Annotated in this window: 20 protein-coding genes and 1 pseudogene; 9 read left to right on the top strand and 12 right to left on the bottom strand. The window is 39.8% G+C overall.

Going from position 1 to position 21,503, the window contains the following annotated elements:
* Window positions 1-4: 4 nt before the first annotated feature.
* The 7 genes from JKG61_RS22860 to JKG61_RS02030 form a co-directional block, all read right to left on the bottom strand.
* Window positions 5-760 (bottom strand): C40 family peptidase, encoded by a 756-nt coding sequence (locus JKG61_RS22860; protein ID WP_237249342.1) that lies wholly within the window; start codon window positions 758-760, stop codon window positions 5-7.
* A 56-nt stretch (window positions 761-816) separates the two neighbouring features.
* On the bottom strand, window positions 817-1,200 hold the full coding sequence (locus JKG61_RS02055; protein WP_202101323.1) for a hypothetical protein: 384 nt from the start codon (window positions 1,198-1,200) through the stop codon (window positions 817-819).
* 10 nt (window positions 1,201-1,210) lie between these two features.
* A complete protein-coding gene (locus JKG61_RS02050; RefSeq protein WP_202101322.1) occupies window positions 1,211-1,660 on the bottom strand; it encodes a DUF5675 family protein in 450 nt (149 codons plus the stop codon).
* 132 nt (window positions 1,661-1,792) lie between these two features.
* Entirely contained in the window at window positions 1,793-2,431 is a 639-nt protein-coding gene (locus JKG61_RS02045; RefSeq protein ID WP_202101321.1) for a fibronectin type III domain-containing protein, read from the bottom strand.
* Between the two features lie 1,012 nt (window positions 2,432-3,443).
* The gene (locus JKG61_RS02040; RefSeq protein ID WP_202101320.1) at window positions 3,444-3,806 is read right to left on the bottom strand and encodes a hypothetical protein; all 363 of its coding nucleotides are present in this window, start codon (window positions 3,804-3,806) and stop codon (window positions 3,444-3,446) included.
* A gap of 155 nt (window positions 3,807-3,961) precedes the next feature.
* Complete coding sequence (locus JKG61_RS02035) at window positions 3,962-5,038, bottom strand: histidine kinase (protein ID WP_202101319.1); 1,077 nt, start codon at window positions 5,036-5,038, stop codon at window positions 3,962-3,964.
* A complete protein-coding gene (locus JKG61_RS02030; RefSeq protein ID WP_202101318.1) occupies window positions 4,989-5,765 on the bottom strand; it encodes a LytR/AlgR family response regulator transcription factor in 777 nt (258 codons plus the stop codon). Before JKG61_RS02030 ends, JKG61_RS02035 begins: the two co-directional genes overlap by 50 nt.
* A gap of 131 nt (window positions 5,766-5,896) precedes the next feature.
* Between JKG61_RS02030 and JKG61_RS02025 the strand changes: the two genes are divergently transcribed.
* From JKG61_RS02025 to JKG61_RS02005, 5 genes are all read left to right on the top strand, one after another.
* Window positions 5,897-6,118 carry a hypothetical protein gene (locus JKG61_RS02025; protein ID WP_202101317.1) on the top strand — a complete coding sequence of 74 codons (222 nt, stop codon included), beginning with the start codon at window positions 5,897-5,899 and terminating at the stop codon, window positions 6,116-6,118.
* 17 nt (window positions 6,119-6,135) lie between these two features.
* On the top strand, window positions 6,136-6,726 hold the full coding sequence (locus JKG61_RS02020; RefSeq protein WP_202101316.1) for a hypothetical protein: 591 nt from the start codon (window positions 6,136-6,138) through the stop codon (window positions 6,724-6,726).
* Entirely contained in the window at window positions 6,671-7,606 is a 936-nt protein-coding gene (locus JKG61_RS02015; protein ID WP_202101315.1) for a hypothetical protein, read from the top strand. Before JKG61_RS02020 ends, JKG61_RS02015 begins: the two co-directional genes overlap by 56 nt.
* A gap of 91 nt (window positions 7,607-7,697) precedes the next feature.
* On the top strand, window positions 7,698-8,705 hold the full coding sequence (locus JKG61_RS02010; protein ID WP_202101314.1) for a helix-turn-helix domain-containing protein: 1,008 nt from the start codon (window positions 7,698-7,700) through the stop codon (window positions 8,703-8,705).
* A 250-nt stretch (window positions 8,706-8,955) separates the two neighbouring features.
* Entirely contained in the window at window positions 8,956-9,333 is a 378-nt protein-coding gene (locus JKG61_RS02005; RefSeq protein ID WP_202101313.1) for a hypothetical protein, read from the top strand.
* Between the two features lie 71 nt (window positions 9,334-9,404).
* Here the strand turns inward: JKG61_RS02005 and JKG61_RS02000 are convergent, their stop codons facing one another.
* Genes JKG61_RS02000 through JKG61_RS01990 form a run of 3 tightly spaced genes read right to left on the bottom strand, consistent with a single transcriptional unit; the run spans window position 9,405 to window position 15,392 of the window.
* Window positions 9,405-10,781 carry a RagB/SusD family nutrient uptake outer membrane protein gene (locus JKG61_RS02000; RefSeq protein ID WP_202101312.1) on the bottom strand — a complete coding sequence of 459 codons (1,377 nt, stop codon included), beginning with the start codon at window positions 10,779-10,781 and terminating at the stop codon, window positions 9,405-9,407.
* An 11-nt stretch (window positions 10,782-10,792) separates the two neighbouring features.
* Window positions 10,793-13,864 carry a SusC/RagA family TonB-linked outer membrane protein gene (locus tag JKG61_RS01995; protein WP_202101311.1) on the bottom strand — a complete coding sequence of 1,024 codons (3,072 nt, stop codon included), beginning with the start codon at window positions 13,862-13,864 and terminating at the stop codon, window positions 10,793-10,795.
* Between the two features lie 4 nt (window positions 13,865-13,868).
* Window positions 13,869-15,392 (bottom strand): TlpA family protein disulfide reductase, encoded by a 1,524-nt coding sequence (locus JKG61_RS01990; RefSeq protein ID WP_202101310.1) that lies wholly within the window; start codon window positions 15,390-15,392, stop codon window positions 13,869-13,871.
* A 377-nt stretch (window positions 15,393-15,769) separates the two neighbouring features.
* Between JKG61_RS01990 and JKG61_RS01985 the strand changes: the two genes are divergently transcribed.
* The 4 genes and pseudogenes from JKG61_RS01985 to JKG61_RS01970 all read left to right on the top strand — a co-directional run bounded on the left by JKG61_RS01985 (window position 15,770) and on the right by JKG61_RS01970 (window position 18,208).
* Window positions 15,770-16,051, top strand: coding sequence for a hypothetical protein (locus JKG61_RS01985; protein WP_202101309.1), 282 nt, complete (start codon window positions 15,770-15,772; stop codon window positions 16,049-16,051).
* A gap of 214 nt (window positions 16,052-16,265) precedes the next feature.
* The gene (locus JKG61_RS01980; protein ID WP_202101308.1) at window positions 16,266-16,922 is read left to right on the top strand and encodes a hypothetical protein; all 657 of its coding nucleotides are present in this window, start codon (window positions 16,266-16,268) and stop codon (window positions 16,920-16,922) included.
* A gap of 204 nt (window positions 16,923-17,126) precedes the next feature.
* Window positions 17,127-17,339 (top strand): annotated as a pseudogene (locus JKG61_RS23235) (DUF1016 N-terminal domain-containing protein); the annotation flags it as partial.
* A 50-nt stretch (window positions 17,340-17,389) separates the two neighbouring features.
* A complete protein-coding gene (locus tag JKG61_RS01970; RefSeq protein ID WP_202101307.1) occupies window positions 17,390-18,208 on the top strand; it encodes a PDDEXK nuclease domain-containing protein in 819 nt (272 codons plus the stop codon).
* A gap of 437 nt (window positions 18,209-18,645) precedes the next feature.
* Here the strand turns inward: JKG61_RS01970 and JKG61_RS01965 are convergent, their stop codons facing one another.
* Together JKG61_RS01965 and JKG61_RS01960 are read right to left on the bottom strand one after the other, a co-directional pair.
* Entirely contained in the window at window positions 18,646-20,124 is a 1,479-nt protein-coding gene (locus JKG61_RS01965; RefSeq protein WP_202101306.1) for a TlpA family protein disulfide reductase, read from the bottom strand.
* 11 nt (window positions 20,125-20,135) lie between these two features.
* A complete protein-coding gene (locus JKG61_RS01960) occupies window positions 20,136-21,500 on the bottom strand; it encodes a RagB/SusD family nutrient uptake outer membrane protein (RefSeq protein WP_202101305.1) in 1,365 nt (454 codons plus the stop codon).
* Between the last annotated feature and the right edge of the window lie 3 nt (window positions 21,501-21,503).

The raw sequence follows: 21,503 nt of genomic DNA, 5'->3' as shown, positions 1-21,503 counted from the left end.
ATAATCAATCCACCCAATCAGCTATTGCATAGATTGTCCTTAGGTGCCGCCTACGGGATTCTACGCGGTCATTGCTGTTGCCTTCGATGCTGATCAGGTAATCATTAGACATTTCTTTGACTAGCCCCACATGGTTGATGCGTTTCACTTTGGCTCCATATATACCGAATATGTCAGCTTTGGAGGTGAATTTGCCTATTCGCGAATTTGAAGATTTGCGAACAGGCGAATCAACGAATTTGCCTGCTTTCCAATACACCCTCGCCTTTGGAAACAGTGACGGGCTCCATGGATTGCGTGGAACAGCAAATCCGGCCTGCCCATAGCACCAGCTGATATATGCGGCACACCATTCATGCCCAGGCCCCAGACCGGTGTATCGAAGGTATTGTTCGACACGTGGCCCGTCGTTGTTGCCCGTAGCTTCGCGAACGCCCAGTTCTGCAGAAGCAATGTTTATTATTTTATTTCTTACGTTTCCCGTTACTTTGCTTGTAGATCCCTCTATTACGCTTCGCTCCAATCGGGATGACGTAAAGAAAGAACTACCAGTACCAACCCTTTCAATTGGCCTAGGACAATATAGCGTTAAGAATACATTTTGCAGGTCGTTAAAAACAGGTCGATGAAGTGAAGCAAAGCGAAACGGCTCCGAGATGTTTAGACCTGTCAAAATGTATTTAGCGTCGTGTTGTCCAAGCCTTGATTTAGCTTCGCTGAGCTCCACTTCGTTCCGGTTTTTTTGCTTCGTTTTTTTCATCAAGGAAAAAAATGAAGTCTTCGTCATAGAAAATGACATCTGCGGCTTGAGCGACCTTACATCACTACTCCTACCGCCACTATAACTGCATACAACAGTAAAAAGAAGACCGAGAAATAAAGAATACATTGTTGCCATGATGTCAATTGATTAAAATGATGAACAAATTTTTTACGAAAAGATTTAAAAGGGCTCCATAAGAGCTCCTGCAGCCAGATACTGATATAGACTGCGAGCCACCCTACGAGCAGTCCGAAGATCGCAACAGTCAGTGTACCAAAATCCAGCACACCGATCGCAGGGTCGAGCAACTGCAATATGATCGATATCAGAACCCAGCCGATGCTCAGGAAGAGCAAGCCAAAGAACAGCTTTTCTTTCAATGTAAGTTCCTTCTGCCAGCCTTGGGCTAGCCATGAGGGATTGATTGTTGTTAACATGTGATATAAGTTATAGGTTTATGAAAGTGATAAAGGTTACTTCTCCGCGACTCATTGCCTCTACCACACGCTCATAAAGCACTTCGTAGGCTACTTTATGCTTTAAAAGAAAAGAGTCTCCCTCACCATCTTTTTTGCTATCCAATCCGACCAATAGCCCGCCATTGGTCAAGCCGAAGTGCTTCCCTCTATGGATATAAGCGTATGGATTATCCGGGATCCCCATTATCCGGAGTATACCTCGATGTTTGTCGCCCAAGCGGCGTTTATACCTGGAATGCATAGCGCCATACGTATAGAGTCCGATAGGATAAGTCCCCGCAGGAATTGATTTAGACTGCTCCACTCTGGCCCCTCTCACCCGATCTTCCAGCCCATAGCCAAATAATTCCTCATCAATATAAATTTCAGAAAGGGTACTATTCTTCCCCTGTTTGATACGTTTTACAAATAGATTCATTTTTTCGAATAGTTATATAGATAGCTTGTCCCGAACATAATTCAGGGTTATAGACCTGTACATTCACAGAATCATGAAGGTATAGTGGTGAATAGGTACAACCTTCTTCACCACCATAACCTACTTCACTTTTTAACGCGCAATCAAGGATACCGCTTCCGACCAATCGCCGTAGCCCTTACTATTACGTGCACGCACACGCACATAATATTTTACACCTGGCACCATATCTGTGAGGACATTGCTTCGGGACGAGGTCGTATTGAATGTGCTAAACCATTCTACCGTATTGGTTGCATCTTCACGCCCTACCTCAACTTCATACTCCCATACGCGCTTAAGAGCTGTAAAATCTAATCGCATCTGTCCAGACACCCGTCCGTCGCGTAGCTGAATACGTGCTGTAACTAATGGTAGCTCGGAACTGCTGGGTTTGTTTGCCAGTACAAGGCCTGTACTTAACAGCATAGACAACTGCCCATCGGCCACCTCGTTGACATGGTGTGCCAGGTTTTTAAGGGCGAAGAGCAGCACATTACGGCTTTCATTTTTTAAGCTGATCTCTAGCGCTGACCCTCGCCTGCTGGCGATCTCATGTTTGGCGATATAATCGTTGACCATAGTTTCCAGATCGGCGATATCAGGGTTTGGGTTTGGGAAGCTGGCCTGAGTCGTTGCTTCCTGCATGGCTTTCAACACTCGCCCCGCTAAAGTAGACAGTTCATAATCCGATAGTCCAGTATAATTGCTAATTACTTTTTCTTTTCTCATGATATTTAAATAGTTATAAGAGCCTGTCCCGAGTATCGGGATTATGTATTTACAGGGTTGTATAGTTATAGGGCTATGAAGATTACTCATCATTAACCATTCACAATTAACCATTATTCATTATCAGGTGGTGCCCGTGCTGAAGCCTTTTTAGTGTTGTTCATGATCCGAAGATGGCTCAGAAGTCAGGAAATTGAAATTTTTGACGCAACGTGATGCAACAAGATGAAGAGGAGGCCTTTTTTGATGCAACTTGACGAAAGGTTATTTTTTTTAACAGCCCCTTAACCGGTTTGCTTGTGAGCGTTTTGTAAACTAGTTTGCCGCAAACTAAATTGCTTGCACCATCGAAGAGATCCTATTAGTCGTTGTCTTAATCGCTTCGGCAACGGAGTAATCTAAAAGGAACAACCAACAAAAACATTGCGCCGCAAACCAAATCCGTTTAGCCGCATAAGCGAATGGAAAAGCGACAAAGCCTTATCAGAAAACCTATAGAGCAAAGAGATGGATACCTGAGCATAAACAAAGAGCCGTCAGGTACTTTGGAAAAACGACGGGATGAGTCCAGACAACTATGAAAACAAAGGCTTAGATCGGCGTCCCAAAATAACTGCCCACATAACAGAACCGATCTGTGGTTGCCCAGTATCATTATACCAATGAAGAAAACAGCAGCGCTGCAAACATAAGCAAATCCACGGCACCCCGTTTTAAAAGCTACACAAACCAGATTTCGCAATCAAATAAAACAAAGCAATAAGTCACTGACTGATAACGATCAGCGGCGCAGACAAACAAATCTATCAGCCATTAATAAGAAGAAGTCATGCAACAGAAGCGGTAGAGGTATTTCTCAAACCGATGAGCAGCAAAGGCAAAGCAAACAACTATTGAACACTTTACGTAAGGGATTAAAACAAAAAGATGTGCTGCTGACCAGAACGGTTCAACAGCACATCACATGTAGACTACGGCTTATTCATTTGAGAACCCAACCAACACAAAATGGTTATAGCTTTCCTTTTCTTTTGGAATACCAAATTTTTGCCGCTTCAACTTCTGCCTTCACCAAGCGTACACGTCCATTTTTATTCTCGAGTTTAGTAAACTCTTCACGGTTACGCATTCTATCGATATGCGAACGCGACACGTTCATTGCGAGACAAGCCTCTCCAACCGTGCACAGCTCCTCTTCGGTGTAACCATTTACATCTGGCTTTTCGGAAGGGATATCGTTACTTTTATTGAGCTGAGGTACGGGACCAGTATCGCCATTCAGTTCAGCAAGTTTCTGCAATAACTGTAAAATATGGTTCAGGCTAGACAGGATATCCCCGGCCAATCTGACAAGAGTGGATAATAATCGAATCATGATCTTAGTGTGTTAAGACCATCGACTGCACAAGTACAGACCAGACCAAAAGATCAAGATACGTCCCTTTCTATTTACAGACAGACTAGTAGGTAGATATACAGACTTCTGGAATGCCGTCAAGAGATGGTAAGTTTATAAATTAAACAAGTATACTAAAAAGAACTAATATGCAGGGTAATCACCACTTCAAAGCACTGTCCGGCCTGCTCAATGCAGATACTATTCTTATGATCAAGAGCAACAACATAATCGTTTAAGAGTTTTAGCCCCTGCCCTGTAGCAGCAGGATTATGTGTTTTAACTTCCGGAATCCAGTTCATCGCGCGTATCGTCAGGCTCCCCGGCGTAATACAGAATATATCGACCAGGATCGGTCTATGCTCATCGGTACATATCCCGTATTCGCAGGCATTTTCTATTAGGGTCAATAATAACATATAGGGTATATTCGACTTTCTAGATACCTCCACCCCCATACGTACATCCAGCATGATATCGCTATCATCCTGCCGAAGACTATATATTTCCAATAATTTATCTACCTGTTCCAGTTCCTGTTCTAATAATACAAAATGGGTGTCCCGATTTTTTAGACAGTAGATAAAGAGCGCGGTCAACAGATCAGCGCAGCGGATGCTGCGGGTCCGATCCCTTCGGGATAATGCCCGCAGGGCACTCAAGGTATTTTTCATAAAATGCGGAAAGAACTGCTGCCTGGCCACCTGCTGACGTAACTTCAAAAGTTCGATATGCTGTCGCTGCTGCTCGCCCCAGTTCAAAATACCGTGACGCACCATATAATAAAGCAAACTAAAAAGGTTTGTGGCCATATAGGCCATAAAAACATGTTCGTAATTGCTAATCTCCCAGTTACCATCCCACACAAACCCACCCAAAAAGATACTGATCCCTATGGACAGGACAAACACCAGCAGATCGGCCAGCAAAAAACTCACTATTATATATACAAGCGGGTACCTTTTTCCTGCCATTGCCTTAGGCAAGATCCAATAAATAGCCAAGAGGAATACAGCGCCCAAAGTGAGCAACATAAACAGGAAATCTACCCAACCCGAAAAGGCATAGTTCGCTATTTTTATAACGTAAGCATATACGAGAAATAAACATACACCTAAGGCTATACGCAACCCTCTTTTCCCGACGGCTTGGTAAGGCATACTATCCCCTATTCCTTTCCTGATAATCTCTAATCTTGCGGCGATAGCCATCGGTCACCAAGACCTGCCTACCGTGATAATAAACAATGGCATGGATGCTTATGGATGTGGTGAATGCGACATTGATTAATACCGAAGAATTTGGCGGAATAAAGATATCCAGCTTTTGAAAATGTGCATAAAAACCCTTAAGTGCCATGCGCAACTGTCCGAGCAAAACGAGTGTTCCCTGAGCACCTGCTCCATATATGTGAAGGAATTTCCCCTCACGCTCTACCTTGACCACATCCTTAAGCTGGATCGGTATCCGCGGCCTCACCCGTCGTTTCGTCTTTTGCTCCCCGCTATCGACATCTTTCTCAGACGGCTCCATCACATAAATTATTTGCTCTATCGGCTTCAAGGATTGGCGCAGGCCCAAATGCGCCATAAGCTCCTGAATATCTTCCAACTGTACAGGCTTCGACAAAAAGCCATCAGGCTTCAAAAGTGCATTTTCAAGTAGGTAATCTTCAAAATGCCCCGTAAAGAAAACAAAAAACCTACAATACTTCCGTAGCTCTTCTGCCCCCTCTATTCCCGACATCCCTTTCTCGAACTGTATATCGCAAAAGATAAAATCTAGGACTTTGCTTTCTTCTCTCAGGAATTCAAGCGCAGCCTCAATAGTACTATAAGCACCCACTACGGTGAATAATTGCGAGGTATCCAATGCATCTCCCACATCCAGTCTCACATGCTTCTCATCATCAATAATTAGTGCAGCATATAGATTCATACTTAGTTTAATTTTCCTATTGGTTGATAGGTGAATATACAAAAAAAACCATTAAATACCCCAAAAAGGCCACTCGCGACCTAAATATCATCTGCAATTCAGATTTTTAAGAGAACAATTTTTTAAATATCATGAACAATAAAACTACACAAAAACTCATTATCTGCAGCTGCATGGCCATCGCCATCAGCCTTTACAACTATCTTCCTACTACGGTGACGCCCCAGGTTCTCGACGAAGTGGAGTCGGCAAATACAATAGACTTTGATCTGTTGGGCACTAAGATTTTCGCTCCTAAAAAGCCTACCAATCTCAGTGATCAGCAAGCATTAGAACACTACCTGACACAGTAGAACTAAACGGAAGTAAGATGCTACAACGTATTGGATCTATAGCTCTGGGACTACACTTTGGATTGGTAATCCTGCATAATATAGGTAATATGCAGCTACCGTCTATCGGTGTAAAATCGGCTGTGGATCCAATTCTGCATTCCGTACAGCGATTGCATAATCAGCCAGTCCTTCATCATTACGCACAACTGGCAGGCATACACGGCTGCTATGGTTTTTATAGTCCACAGGTGGGTAGTATTTATTCGAGCAGATTCGAAGTTCGAGACCCGCGAGCAGATACTGTACTTACCCTTTCGTATCCTGGACTACGCTCTACGCCCAGTAAACTCCGGTACTGTACTTTGCTTGAGGCTTTGGAAGGCTGGCGTCATGAAGGGAATCAGAGCAAAACGCCATTATTAGCCCGCGCTACCGCGCATAGTCTGTACAAATATGTACAACGACAATATCCTAATAACAAAATCCATCTCCTTATTTACAGTACACGTATACCAAGCTTGCGCGATATCCGATCAAAAAAACAGACCAACAAACTCATTATACCTATTTATGAACAGCCAAACCAACAGAAACGCATCCTATGCCATAGCGAACACTTTTTGTGACGGCCTCTTGCTGCTGCCACGCGGTATCGGTCTGCTACTATGGATCGAAATGTTACAGCTCTGGCCCGATCTGACATTGCTCTACGGATCGGCAAGTGTTTATGACGCCGAATTACTTCCCTTCTGGCATAGCTTCAGTGGCTGGAGCTGGGAAGAAATATTCCGCAGCGCACATCCGCTATGGATACATCTCACCGCTACAGCCTACAGTGTATGTTGTATTTGCTTGGTTTTTGGCAAATGGATACGCTACTCCAGTTTCCTACTCTTATTGATACAGCACGGTCTTTTTATGGTAGACCTGCGGTGGACCTATGGTGCAGATTATCTGGCACAAACCGGGTTACTGTTCAGTATTTTTTTTAGTTATACCGCTCGATCAGAGAGTCAGCTTATCTGGCAGCGAAAAGGTGTTTACGCCTGGCAGGCTCAACTTGTTCTGGTCTACTTTTTTGGAGGTCTCGGCAAGGCTATGGGGCCAACCTGGTGGAATGGAGAAGCGATCTGGAAGGCGGTACAGCAACCATTCCCCAGCAGCCTAATCGACATTCCCCTCCACTGGGGTAACTGGTCTATCTGTTGGATCATTATGGGAATAGGGATTCTACTATTGGAGCTTGGCTATGCTTTAGCATGGCTAGGCATGAGATACCGACGCATCATCTACACATCGACCATAGCCATGCATATCGGTATAGCTCTGACGATTGGCCTATACCATTTTTCGGTGTTGATGATTTGGTACAACCTATGCGCATGGTACTACCCTTATCGGAAACAGACTAGTATCCACAATGATAACCAACCCCTTGGACATGCCGAAGCTGATGCCGCAGGTACCGTCAGGACCGCATCCATCCAATACAAGGAAAGGAGGTGAAAAACTATTACCTATGATTACAGTTTTATCATTCATTTTAGGGAGATGTATCCCGAAGCTCGACTAGAGAAAAATTTAAACCTAAAGAATTATGAAGCGATCTGTGATAATAAAACTTCAGCAAATCTTGGACAAGGTTGTGAACATTAATTGTCTGGAGCAGCTGATGCCTAACCCGATACTCCGTGATAGCCAAACCAGCTACTGGAAGCGCGGCGTAGATGAGGCCATACTACAAGAGTTTGATACATTGGAAGTATTTCTGAGCTGTCTGGACACGCTATTCTGCGAAGAGCGTACTATTCCGATCAAGGTGAAGCTATACGACATCCATGTGCTGTACACACTAGAGGCCAGCGCAGCCATCCGTCTATACGATGCACAGGGTCACCTGATCAGCCAGCAATCCTGCGGCCGTGGGATGTACTACTACCTACCGCCGGGACATTATAGCTTAACGATACCGGCGGGAAAAAGCCAGCTCTTCGGCTATTACTTCCAGAGCAAAACATTTCGCAAGAAAAACAAAAAGCCCTATGTATTCTTGCACGACCTATTGCGGTCTAGGCGAGCACAAGTGGAGGAAGTGGTGGTGAGCAAAGATTTTAAGGTTGGCAAACGTACGCGGATGTACATACGTGCGCTGTGCCGTGGCTTAAAAAAAAGAAAACTGAAAAATGAAAGTTTTGTCTTCGGTATTATCCACGATCTCATCGATCTGTCGGCCGAGAAGATATCCGAAGAGGAAACCAAAATGAGCTATGATCTCAAGATAGCGATACAGGCGCGGAAACTACTGGCTATGCATATCGAGGAGAAGGGGCAGGAAACGCAGATCAATCTGCTAGCCGATGACCTAAAGCTAGATCTAGACACCGTAAACCGCTATCATAAGCAACATTTTGGCAAATGCCTTCGCGAACTCCGTACGGATTTACTATTGACACGAGCCAAACGGCTACTAGATTCAGGGATGGGTGCTACAAAAACAGCTTATGAACTCAATTATAATTCACGCGATGCATTTGGTCGGTTTTTAAAAAAGCACAGCAACCAAACACCAAGCGAATACCTCCAATCTTTAGATTCAGCTCCCTAAACATTTAATAGACTAGAAGGCTGTCGTGTCCGTAAAACGTAACCTGTCGTGTCGACGGCTATAATCTGATCTATCTTTGACGTAGACAATGACAGAAAAGAGATGAAAAAGATTAAAAGAAAATTCGCACTGTTTCCCGGAAGGCGGGATATACTAAAATGTCTATAGTGCTATGCGCACTAATACAAATAGGCCTGGACATGCCTTTTAGTTGATTATAATTCTAAAAACAAACTTAAAAAATATTGCCATGGCAACTTTAAAAAACAATTGGTCTCGCATCAGTTTTGTATTAACAGGTTTAGTACTCGGTCTATTCATTATGGTAAATGGAATGGATGATAAAAAAAAACACATAATTAAAAAGGAAAATACAAGTACATTGCAAACTCCCCTATACTGGTTTCAAGTCGACGGAACGTACAACTTAACATCTCCTGTTGCAATTGCTGACGCTTCCTCTCTTAGCCCAACACCAAGTACTACACCTCCTCAGGGAGCAGGATGTGATGTGGATAAACCTCATCAATGCGTATCTGGTTTTTCTGAAGACCAAGTAGATCTTATAACAATGAAACTTAAAACTAATAGTGAGGTTCCAAAACAAACACCTAGAACAAAGAATTAAATTAAGGATACCAATAATTAAAAAGAGCCTATGAAAATTAATTTTCATAGGCTCTTTTTCAATAGTGGAACCTAATTATAACCTAAATTTTGTTTAAGAAATGGATTCGCATTTAGCTCACTTTCTGGGATCGGATATCGCACAGCTGATTCAGACCAGTCGGGATTAGATTCGCCGATAATCAATTCCGTCACCCCCCATCTTTTTAGATCAAACCACCTATTTCCCCATTCACAAAATAATTCTTTCCTCCTTTCCTCTATAATATTGTTCATAATTTCAGATTTAACAACAGTATTCAGCTTATTTAAACCAGCTCTCAACCTCACTATATTTAAATTATCCAATGCTTTAGATAAATCATTAAGATACAAAGCCGCCTCAGCTGCTACCAAATACAATTCGGCAAGTCTTAAGACAACATAATCCTCCTTACCCCCTGTTCCTGGAGTTCGGTTTTTATATTTGTAAGGATACCTATAGACTGCTCCATTAACCAATATCTCACCTATCCATTCCGATTTTCTCAAATCGGAATTCTCAAAAGAACTATAAAGACCTTCTTTTACTTTAAATTTAGGTACTGTCTGATTATTTGCTGGAATAAAGTCAAATCCCTCTGCTGTTTCCCGATCGGGAATAACCGTAAGAAGTTTCCAAATTGTCTCTCTGTTATTGGTTTTAAAAACATCTGCTAGATTTTCCTCAAGATGAAATACATTTGAACCAATCACTTCATTAGATTCCAACAAGGCAGCCTCATATTTACCCTGAAAAAGAAAGACCTTTGCTAGCAATGCTGATGCAGCATAAGCACTTGGTCTCATTGTAACATGCGTGCTTCTCTTCAAACCCCATTTTGCAAAAACAAGATCTTCTTCAATCTGCTTATAGACCTCTTCAACTGTTGCATTTTTCACTGTACTACTTAACACATAGTTTGTACTAAGTATTAAAGGTATATTTTCAAAAAGGTTAGCTAAATTAAAATAAATAAAAGCTCTCAAAAACATTGCCTCCCCTAATAAATGAACTTTAGCTGTCTTGCTGATATTTTCACTTCCCCTCACTCCTTCGATACATGCATTTGCACGATATATATACTCATACGCTCGTGTCCAAAGTGAGAGATTTGCTGAATTGAGTGGAGACACTTTATTTAAAGCAAATTCCTCCAATGTCGTATTATTAGCAGAACTTAAAATCTCGTCAGCAGAAAGCCCCGGATAAAGTGTAAGACCACCACTTCCAAAACCGAAACCATATTCACTATTCATATAAATATAAATTCCAGTTAGTGCTTGACTTGCATATGTACTATCACTAAATACCGTCGCAGAAACTAACTGATTTGCTGGAGGATCGATCGTTAAAAAATCCTTGCAAGACAGATAGATGCAAGAAAAAAGCAGCATCACTGATAGTTTTATTTTATTACTTATTTTCATAATCTGTATAATTAAAATTTCATTTGAATCCCAAAATTAAAGGAACTTAGAGGTGGAACGCCATAGAAACTTTGGGTTTCAGGATTATTCCCCTTATAATTGGTAATCGTAAATAAGTTTTGTGCGTTAACAAACGTATTTAAGTGCTTCAAGCCGATACGCTTAATATAATTAGCTGGAATTTCGTAAGAAATTGTCACATTTCTAAGTCTTAAGTATGATGCATCTCCATAAACTGCATCAGATTTTGCAAATACTTGATTCGCCCTACCTGCTTTACTAGTAGCCAAAGTAGAGTATTTTTGAAAAGCAGCTTGATCACCCTCTTTTTGCCATCGATTAAGCAATTCTACAGGCATATTCGCCCTTTCTCCGGGATAAAAATAATAAACTTGTCCAAGGTAATTTTTTCCTATCTGCTTCTTGAAATCCATGAATATATCTAGTCGAATTGAACGAAAAGAAAAAGTATTACTCAAACCGCCAAAAAATTCAGGATCTGTCTTACCGACGTAATACATATCGTTAAACTGACCACTTTGTGCAGATTTCGGGGTACTTGTGACAGTTCCATCTTCTTTATAGAAAGTAAATATTCCAGTTTCCTTATCCACACCAGCATATTTATACAAATAAAGAGAACTCAGTGAACGGCCAATCGTATACATCGTCGAATAAGCACTCTCTTCTAATCCAGGAAAAGAAATTAATTGATTTTTAGGAAGACTTATATTAAAAGAGGAAGACCAACTAAATGTAGGAGTCTTCGAAATCGATGCTTGTAAGACAGCCTCGGAACCCTTATTTTCTACTTTAGCCCCCCAGTTTTGAACCACTTTAGAAAACCCAGTAGAAATTGGCAATGTATAGTTAACGAGCTGATTACCGGTCCTATTCCTATACCAAGCGACAGAAAGCAGAAATCGATCATCTAGAAAACCAAGTTCAACACCAAGTTCTAGTTTTTTGGTACTTGCCCAACCAAACTCATCATTAGCATGATTTAAAGGGGAAAATCCTAATGTACCTCCATAATTAAAGTATGAAGGTTCCCATCTTGATAAATAATTATAGTCCCCTATTCCATCAGAGCCCGTAATCCCATAGCTCGTTCGCAACTTTCCATAACTGAGAAATGATAAACTTTCTTTAATAAATTTTTCTTCATTAAATAACCAACCAAAGCCTACAGATCCAAAATTACCAAATTGACGTCCCGAACCAAACCTACTTGATCCATCTCTGCGAAAATTAGCAGAAAAGAGATATCGCCTATCAAAATTCATTTTTAAACGGCTAAATAGAGCTGAATAACGATATTCATTAAAGTTATCACTAGCGTTTTTATTTGGCGCTCCGGATATCGATCTGATTAGCTCGTCACTGATATACCCTGATGCATACACACTCTGACTACTATTATTACTCGCTTGTAATGTACCACCTATTAAGCTTTCAATCTCCAGCTTTTGAAATTCTCTATTGTAGGTAGCTTGAGGTTCTATAATCCATGAAGTAGCTGAACTATTTCCAAAATTTGCATTGGCTGAATAATTGTATTGTGGTGTAAGAGATTTTTTTGGCACGCCCTTGTATTCATCTGTCAGGAAGCTACTAATTCCTAAACTTGTTTTTACACTTAAGCCCTTTAACGGTCTGTATGAAATGAGTAAATTCGCATTAAGAGCATCAGAATTCATCTCATATTTTTGCATTAAGTAAGCATATGGATTACTAGGTACCGTACCTCCATTTAGAGATACTCCTTTGTAGTACCACACGAGATTTCCATCGTCATCAAAAGGAACAGGGTAATTGGGTTGTAGATTTGAAGTTAACAGTAAGTTTGTTCCAGATGAAGAGTTATTCTTCCCATTATTATAAGTCCCTGAAAAGTCAAAAGATATTTTTTTATTATTCGTATCATGATGAATCCCAAGTGACAAGCCCGTTTTTTGATCATAGAATCCTCCAGGAAGGCTGAACGACGACTTATTATAATTTCCTCCAAATCTAAATTGGGTATATTGTGCCCCCCCCTTAAGCCCAATATTGAAAGTTGAATTGTAAGATGCTGACCCGAAAAATTCATCAGTCCAATTTACATCCCTATTAGAATCAAAAATTAGCAGATCAGGTGCATAACTGCTAGATGATGCAATTTCTGAAGGAACAAGACCATCATTTACATAAGCCTCATTCCTCATCTCTAGAAATTGCTTTGTATTCATCATCGGCAAAGTATGACCAATGACACTAACCCCTACATTTCCATTTACGGCCAGCTCTGTCTTTCCTTGCTTACCTTTCTTTGTTGTAATCAATATAACACCATTCCCACCTCGTGAACCATAAATAGCAGTCGCATCCGCGTCTCGTAATATTTCTATACTCTCGATATCAGCAGGATTGATACTATTAAAAGGGCTTAAACCACCATAGGCATTATTAAAAGTATCACCTACACCAGGAGAAGCTAATGATGCAAATTGATTTACGTTATTATTTTGAGCTGCAAAAGGAACACCATCTATAATGTACAAAGGGTTATCCATTGGGGGGACAGAACCTCGCGATGTATTTATGGTATTTTGACCTCTAAGTTGTACTTTAAAAGATGAACCTGGCACCCCACTTGTAGCCGATATATCTAATCCAGGAACACGCCCCTGAAGTGCCGCCAATGGATTAGAAACCAACTGCCGCTCGATATCCTCAGCTTTAATTTTAGTCACTGAGCCTATATTTAACCTTTGTGTACTTGTACCATATCCAACTATCTGAACTTCATCAAGGATAGTTTCTCTTTTTACCAGGACAACAGTAATCTCTCGCTTATCCCCAACTTCAACAGATTTAGTCTGTATATTTATACCACTAAATACTAACACAGTATTCTGTCCTTCTGAGTTAATTGAAAACTTCCCATCTTGATCTGTTGAAGCCTGTGTTTTCTTACCCTTTATACTGACTGTAACTGCAGGAATTGGTTGTTTTTCAACATCTATTACGCCCCCCGTTATAATCTGAGCATTCACTGCACAACTAATTAGGATACTTAAAATAGTTAATAGCTTTTTCATATAATTAATTAGTTATTAGGTCATTGGATATCACCATTACATCAATATCTCGCCGTTCCTTTTTTAGCAGCAAGCCAAATCGCTTCAAACTTTCTTGCAGTTCATTTATATTTCCAATATCTCCAGGCAGTTCCAATCGTACATTCGCTAAAATGCCCGTTTCATCTATAAAAGGAATTTTGTATTTTTCCTCCAGGTATTTTATCAAATTCTGTAGGGGGTAGTTATCATAGAATATAGAAGCACCAGTTTCTTCATACAAATTAGTAGCCCTAGTCAACGTTTCTGGGAAATCAAGTACCTTCTTAGAATCCCTAGAACTCAATACCCAGCAATCTTGGCTTTCCTTTTTTATACTAAAATTCAATAGAAAATAACGTTTAATATCCTGCCGTATATATTCATCAACCTTTTCCAATGAAGTTAGTGGCATTTTGATTTCATAAGTAAAAAGATTACGTGTCTCACCTATAACCCTTTCTGAATAAAGAAAAGGATCGGCTACGTTGTACCGCATTCTCGTGCTAGAAAAATTTCGAAGAGATGGATAAGCGTATTTTAAAATCGTTATTAATGGAAGGTTGATAAAAGATACGCGGTCGGTTAGTTCGCCCCCTCTATAGATTTGACTAGGAATTCCATCCACATAACCGCTCAAAAACGAACTAAAAATATAATCAGGACAATTACCTCCATTACCATCTTTAAATAGCGGTTTATTAACATCATATTCTTTGTATATTTTAGTTTCGACACTATAATCCCCATCCGCGACTTTGTCCCAATTTAAAGAACTGACCTGGTTTGCATTTATTACAGCAACGATCTTTCCTTCATTTAAAAACACATAATGAGGGAGTGAATATTGAGGAAAAAAACTCGACAATACCGTATCATTCACAATAGAAGTAAGTTGATAAGCTTCCTTTCTTTTAGTCAGAAAATCGTATACCTTTTTCGGACTGTCTCTTGTCGATTTAGTATTCACTAATAACACCTGCAATCTGTCTCTTTCTTGCTGTAGAGAATACAATTTGGAGAATTTTTGAATACAACTACTACACCAGGTAGCCCAAAAGTCCAGTATGATTAATTTTTTATATCGATAATCACTAAGTGTAATTGTCTCTTTACCGTCTCGATGGTTGACTACCTGCAAAGGCAAATTCCAAAGATCTTCAGGAATAGTATCTCCTACCTGTAAGGGCTTAATAATATGCTGCGCCTTTACGGCAGCCCGCTCCCCAGCGGACTGCGCAAAAGCATTACTAAACAACACACAGAATATTATCATAGGTAGGATAAACGCCATTAATCTTATCATATTACCGTTACCTCGCTGTGTCCCGATCTTTCGGGGACCGTAGTGGAGTACCTGTTCCGATTTATCGAAAGGTCTACAATTTGACAATGGATATTTTATTTTTTCTTTTTTTGGGCGACTTGAAAGGCTTTTTTCATCCGCCAGTGGTCGGACGCAGCTCTGGCCAATGGCCATACCTCTCCCACCCCTTAAAAAAATCTTCATTTTTCGGTTATATTATGCAATAGACATAGCTATTGCAGATTCAAAAGTCTAGTGCGATTTCTGAATGGATCTTACGGTTAGTATTGGCTTATAATCGGTTTTTATACTATCCATTCTAGAAATAATTAAAAGTACCGACCTCTCAAGATATTGATATACGATATCTGTATTAATCATTTTAGTTGTCAGGCAATAAAATCTGTGCTATCTTTAAGGTGCAAAACAATAAGATAAACTGATTCTCTTGACCTATATGAACTAACTGTTTTCGTATATGAGGTCGGATTACAGAAAAGGGCTTTGACGTATTTTCTTAACGTCATTGCGCCGCGTCCCGAGTATCGGGAAGATGTTCTACAAACAGTGGAAAATACTACGTGTCGCCCCCTTTTCTGTTAGCTGCTGTTTTACATTACTCCGGCGAGGCCGGTACGTTCTTTATATGTAAAGATTGGGAATACCATGACGACCGATGGGATATCGGTGGCTGGTGGCTTTTGTTGGTACTGAATTTCATTCTCATAATTTTTAAAGTTTATGTGAACGATGTACTCTACCAGCAATTGAGGCTACTCTATTTTTCAACGGAGCGAACCTCAACGCTTCGCTCGTGGTACCGTCAGGACCTGTTGGCCGAAGCCAACCGCTACGAAGACTGACATGAAGTCCGCTCCACTGAATTGTACACGAATATACAAAATTCAATGGAAAGCGAACTCACGGTCTCCCTTACGTAGCAAAAATTGACGGTTTTCGAGCGTAAGAGACAACATTCTAAGAGTAATTACTCTATAGTGCGTATGTCGCTAATATTCTATCTACAAGACAAATATAATAAAACGTTCAGTTATAAGCAAGTTTTTTAAATTAAAAATGGGAAGACGAATAAATAATATAGAAGAAGAGCTAGGCAAAACGAAACTCACTGCTGCTGCTTTAGCATTATATTTAGATATAAATGAAAGTACTATCAGCAAGTGGAAATCCCACACAGAAGAACCTGCAATAAAAACTGTAGATGATGTAGGTGAAGTATTAGAAGTTAATAATGGAAAACTTCTAATTTATAATGAAAGGACACAAACTGGACTTGCTGATGCTTTACAGAATAAATATAAAGAGTTACTTAAACAAGGAATTGAAAAAAAAGTGCTATCGAAGAATTCCAAAGGTAATCCAATAATGGTGAACAATCCAGTATTCGTTCAAGCACTCCAAATATTCGTCACCCAACACAAAAAGAAACATAGTAACAACTTACTCCCTAGTCCGGTAATTATTGAAAAAAAATTAGCGGACATTGAGGATAAGGAAATAGAGGGAGTAAAGATATTTATATGTAACGGACCAAATGATGCTGCAGTGAGTCATCAGGTAGTCAACATTGACAGAGGCAGGTGCACAGCTATCGCTGCATTCAATGAGCTAAAAGATGCGGAAAACTATGTTGATATGGTGTTACGTGGATATATCTCGTTTGAAATTGAGAAATCTCCTGTAACCAAGAAGACTTCTTCGAAAAAGAAATAAAAACGAGACCAATTATAACTTGGGAGAAATCAGTAGTAAGAAAATAGAGATTGAAGGCTTGGTCTGTAAAAAACAAAACCCGTTAGCTTGAATTGCTTCAGGGACGACCAGGAATAAAAAGGGTAACCTAAATCTAATCTTATGGAATTTGACAAACTAGTAAGTAGTATACAAAGCACACACTAAGAGTTACAGCTTTCCGCTGTTAAGGCAGTAAACCAATCGCTTACTCTGCGTAACTGGCTGATCGGCCTATACATTGTTGAATTCGAGCAGAATAGTGAAGACCGGGCGAGGTATGGTGACCGATTGATGCCTGAACTGGCAAAATCTATTAAAATAAAAGGACTTTCGGAGACTAGCCTGAAACTTTGTAGACTATTTTACACAGCTATCCTCACTTGGATTCGGGTATAAAATCTGTAATCAAAATTAGTCATATAAACGTTCTTGAAATTCGTCAGTCAATGACTGACGAATTCAATCTGGTACAGAAAACCCAAGTTGATCAAGAGAATCAACATTTGATATTACCCACCGACATCCTTTCAAAATTATCGTTCAGTCACCTCGTACAACTGTTACCGATTCAAAATTTAGAAAAACGTACATTTTACGAGCTTGAATGTATAAAACAAGCATGGAGTGTCGGGGAGTTAAAAAGGCAGATCAACACATTTTATTATGAAAGAAGCGATATCAGTAAAAAGCCAGACATGTTGTCAAAAGTGGTCGAACAAACGGCCGAAACCATTGAAGCGAAAGACATCATCAAGTCTCCTTTTACCTTTGAATTTCTGGGATTAAAAGCCAAAGATGTGGTTTATGAAAGTGACCTAGAAAGATCGCTACTTGAACATTTAGAGAGCTTTCTTCTCGAAATGGGCCACGGCTTTTGTTTCGAAGCCAAACAAAAACGCATCCTGATCGGCGGTGAATACTTCTTTATCGATCTGGTATTCTACCATCGCATATTAAAATGTCACATCCTCGTGGAGCTCAAAGTAGATGAAGCAAAACATGAGCATATCGGACAGTTAAAGACCTACGTAAATTATTACAAAAAGGAGATGATGCAAAAGGACGACAACCCTTCTGTCGGACTACTGCTCGTAACAAACCAGAACAAAGCTTTGGTCGAGTACGCTATCGCGGATAGCGATCAACAATTGTTCGTCAGTAAATATTTACTTCAACTGCCATCCGAAGAAGAACTCATTGCCGAAATCGAACGGGAGAAGAACGTACTTCGCGAGCAGGGAGTCCTGTATGGATGCGATATATAAATAGCCCATACAGCTTGTTGATGTTGTCAAAGGCCATCATTAAGGCATCATGACGCTTGTCCCGCTGGCCAAAGAGTGTAGTCTGTTCAATATCGGCCAGTGTAAAATTCTGTACGATAACACCCGCCTTCTTATAGCCAGGGTCCTTCTATGAATATTTTCTTTAATACAATCGTTTGGTGAAAAAGAAGCTAGTGGACACTTGGTAAATAAAGGAAGTGGAATATTTGAATTACGCAGTAACGTCAATCCTATGGACTGTACTCCAACAGAGCCGACGGCTTGTACGTACCAAATCTTGTCTTCTGAAAACATCCCAACTCAGGATAGCTATACTGAGAGTGAATTAGCGACTTTTGAAGCTAATGGATGGATATCGCCATCTAGTTCTAATGGTGTATATCAAAATAAAAGGATGGGGGAAAATTCCCCTCCTTTTATTTGCTTTTTAAACCGAGTAGCATTTCTGTAAAACCTTTTCTACCGGTTACATTGATTGGACGGGGCGGGTTATAAGAAACTAGCCTTCCTTTTCGGTCTACAATCAGGAGCTGTGGGAAAGAAAAGAAACCATAGAATGAAGCTATATTAGGCTTCGGATCTATGACTCTCAAATTTATACCTTCTTTCGAAGTATACTTACCACTTTCTAAACCCCGAAGCCACTTATCCCTCTTTACATCAACATTTACACTGATAAAAAGTACTGATTCATCATTTAAACTACTTTCGATTTTTACTAATTCTTGGTGTAGTATTGCGCAACCTGTACAACCGTTGAACCAGAAGTCTAACACAACAATTTTATCTTTGAAGGATTCAGGTGTGTAGATGTTTCCATCTATATCTTCTAAACGAAATGGATAAACATCATTTTTCACATAACGACTTTCTTTGATCTTCTTTAAATATGATTTTATGCGATCGTCACTCACATATTTTAATGCCTTGTTAATCGCTTGCTCACCACCTATTGCTGCTGTGCCGTAACGACTAAATAAGAATGCAGTAATATTATCTCGATTTTCCTGATCTAAATTCATTTTCTGGAATCGATTAAGTATTAGGTTCAAATCGATAATTGGCGCAGACTTCGGATGCTCAACATATTCTGGTATTAAGAACCCTGCCGTTAAAACGTCGATAACATAATCTGTATACGATGGGCTTTTGCCCATGTGGTATTTTGTTTTACTTATAGCAGAATAATACTGTTGCAGAACATGTTTCTTTAATACATCTTGATAGGGAGCACCAGTTTCGACAGCTCCCTGAAGTCTCTTTATACGTATGCTTTCCGTACTAAAAACACATTCTTCTTTGATATAGAAATACGAGGAATTACTTATTTTATCCCGATTCTTTTCTAACACGTCTAACTTTCTCTCTATTAAAGCATCAAAAAAATCATTTGTTACAGCATAGTATTTGTCTATATCTCCAATTTGTATATAATGGCCCAGCCAACTATCGCCTCCGCTCCGATCCAAATTTGAGATTCGCTCCCTTAACCTATTCTTTTCATTATCGACACCATTTGCTTGCACCTTATCACTTACATAGAATGATAAACTATCATCCGGTTCTATTAAGAACAATCTGTGTGGAAATAAAGACAGCAAAAGTTCACCATCATTAAAAACCTCTATCTTCACAAGCGATATGTCTTGCAGCAAAGGAAAAACTACCTCAATTTCTTTTGTTTCGCCATTCCACTTGTATTTTTCATCATAGAGATCACTGGCCGTGACATGGTAATAGGAAAAGACAGAAATTTCTGCAGTTATGTTTTTATTTTTTAGCAGTGCATCATCAAAGGAAACAATCACTTTGGCTGTAGGATCTAACTTTGTTTTTGCATATAAACTATTCACTGCTACGGCTAGTAACAGAGAAATAAGGATAATATATCTCATTTTTTTAAAAATTAAAATAGATGTATCAATTCATTTTCTGGGATAGGGAATGTAGCATTAGCATTGTCTAACGAAAGTTCATATACTTCGCCCTTGAACTCGCGCTTTAACACTCTTTTATGCCCCAAGGCATTTATTCGCTTCAATTCTGTCCATCGAGTTGATCTCCACACAAGCTCTTTACGACGCTCTAAAAGGACTCTTTCTATCAAATCGTGCTGATCCAATTTATCAATTCCGAAATTATGTCCCTTAGGGAATCTCTTTTGCAATAATTGTAATAATGTGTTTTTCGATTCTGCCAATTCTCCGATACGTGCAAGACATTCTGCTTTAATTAAATAGATTTCATCTGTTGCGAGACCTGTAAACGGGTAAAGATTATTGGAGACACTGCCATACATCATCTTTCTATAATTTCTTCCTTGACTGTTTTTATTAAAAAAGACCTGAGGTCGTATATCGGCTGGCTCGTAAAGCTTTATAAGTTCAGTATCTATCCCGATATAATTTCCAGTAAGTGACCCTACGCCTGATGTCGTTGTATAATCCATTACCTGTGTTGTATAATAAATTACATCATCATTGTTTCCCTGAAAAGGCTGATCAGTATTAGTCTGTAGCTGATTAAAATCTGTAATAGTAGAATACAAGCTGAGGCATGTACTTGCGTAAGTTTGTGCTTTTTCAAAATCTTGCATAAAAAAATACACCTTAGAGAGCAAAGCATAAACTGCTGCTTTGCTCGGCCTTGTCCGTAAAACTGGTGGCGTTTTTGCCGATATTAACTTAGCGGCCTCGTCCAAATCGGTAATTATCCTTTCATAACACGTTTTTACGGTTGCTCTTTTTTCAGTTTGGTTAATATCTGCAGAAAGCCGTATAGGTACACCAGAATCTATAGTAGCAGATTTGGTATCGTAAAATGGAGCAAAAGTATTGACCAAATCAAAAAGTGCATATGCTCGAATGAACAAAGCTCTCCCTCTGATATCACTTTTTTTCTGTTGCTGGCCGTCAATTCTACTAAGCTCGTCCAAAACACTATTTGCATAAAAGATAACTGTATAAAGATTATCCCAATCCTTAATATTGGTTTCGCCTTCATAAGGGTCGGCTTTCCATAAATAAGCATTACGTTGCGTCGAACTAAATAACCCTTGCCATATTTCTGGGCTGGCAATATAATACTCGTCAGATGCTATGCGCTGAAGCACTCCTGAAACATTTATTACAAGGTTATTGTCAAGTATCTGCTCTAAATCCTCTAGGGTTTGAGGTCGGATAATATTGGAACTAGGCTTTACCGATAAAAACTCTTGTTCGCATGATGTAACCATCATTCCTAAAATTAAGATTATAAAGATTCTTTTCATGTT

It is taken from the genome of Sphingobacterium faecale (genome assembly GCF_016746095.1).
GTDB lineage: Bacteria > Bacteroidota > Bacteroidia > Sphingobacteriales > Sphingobacteriaceae > Sphingobacterium > Sphingobacterium faecale.
This window is presented reverse-complemented; position numbering and strand designations above follow the sequence as displayed.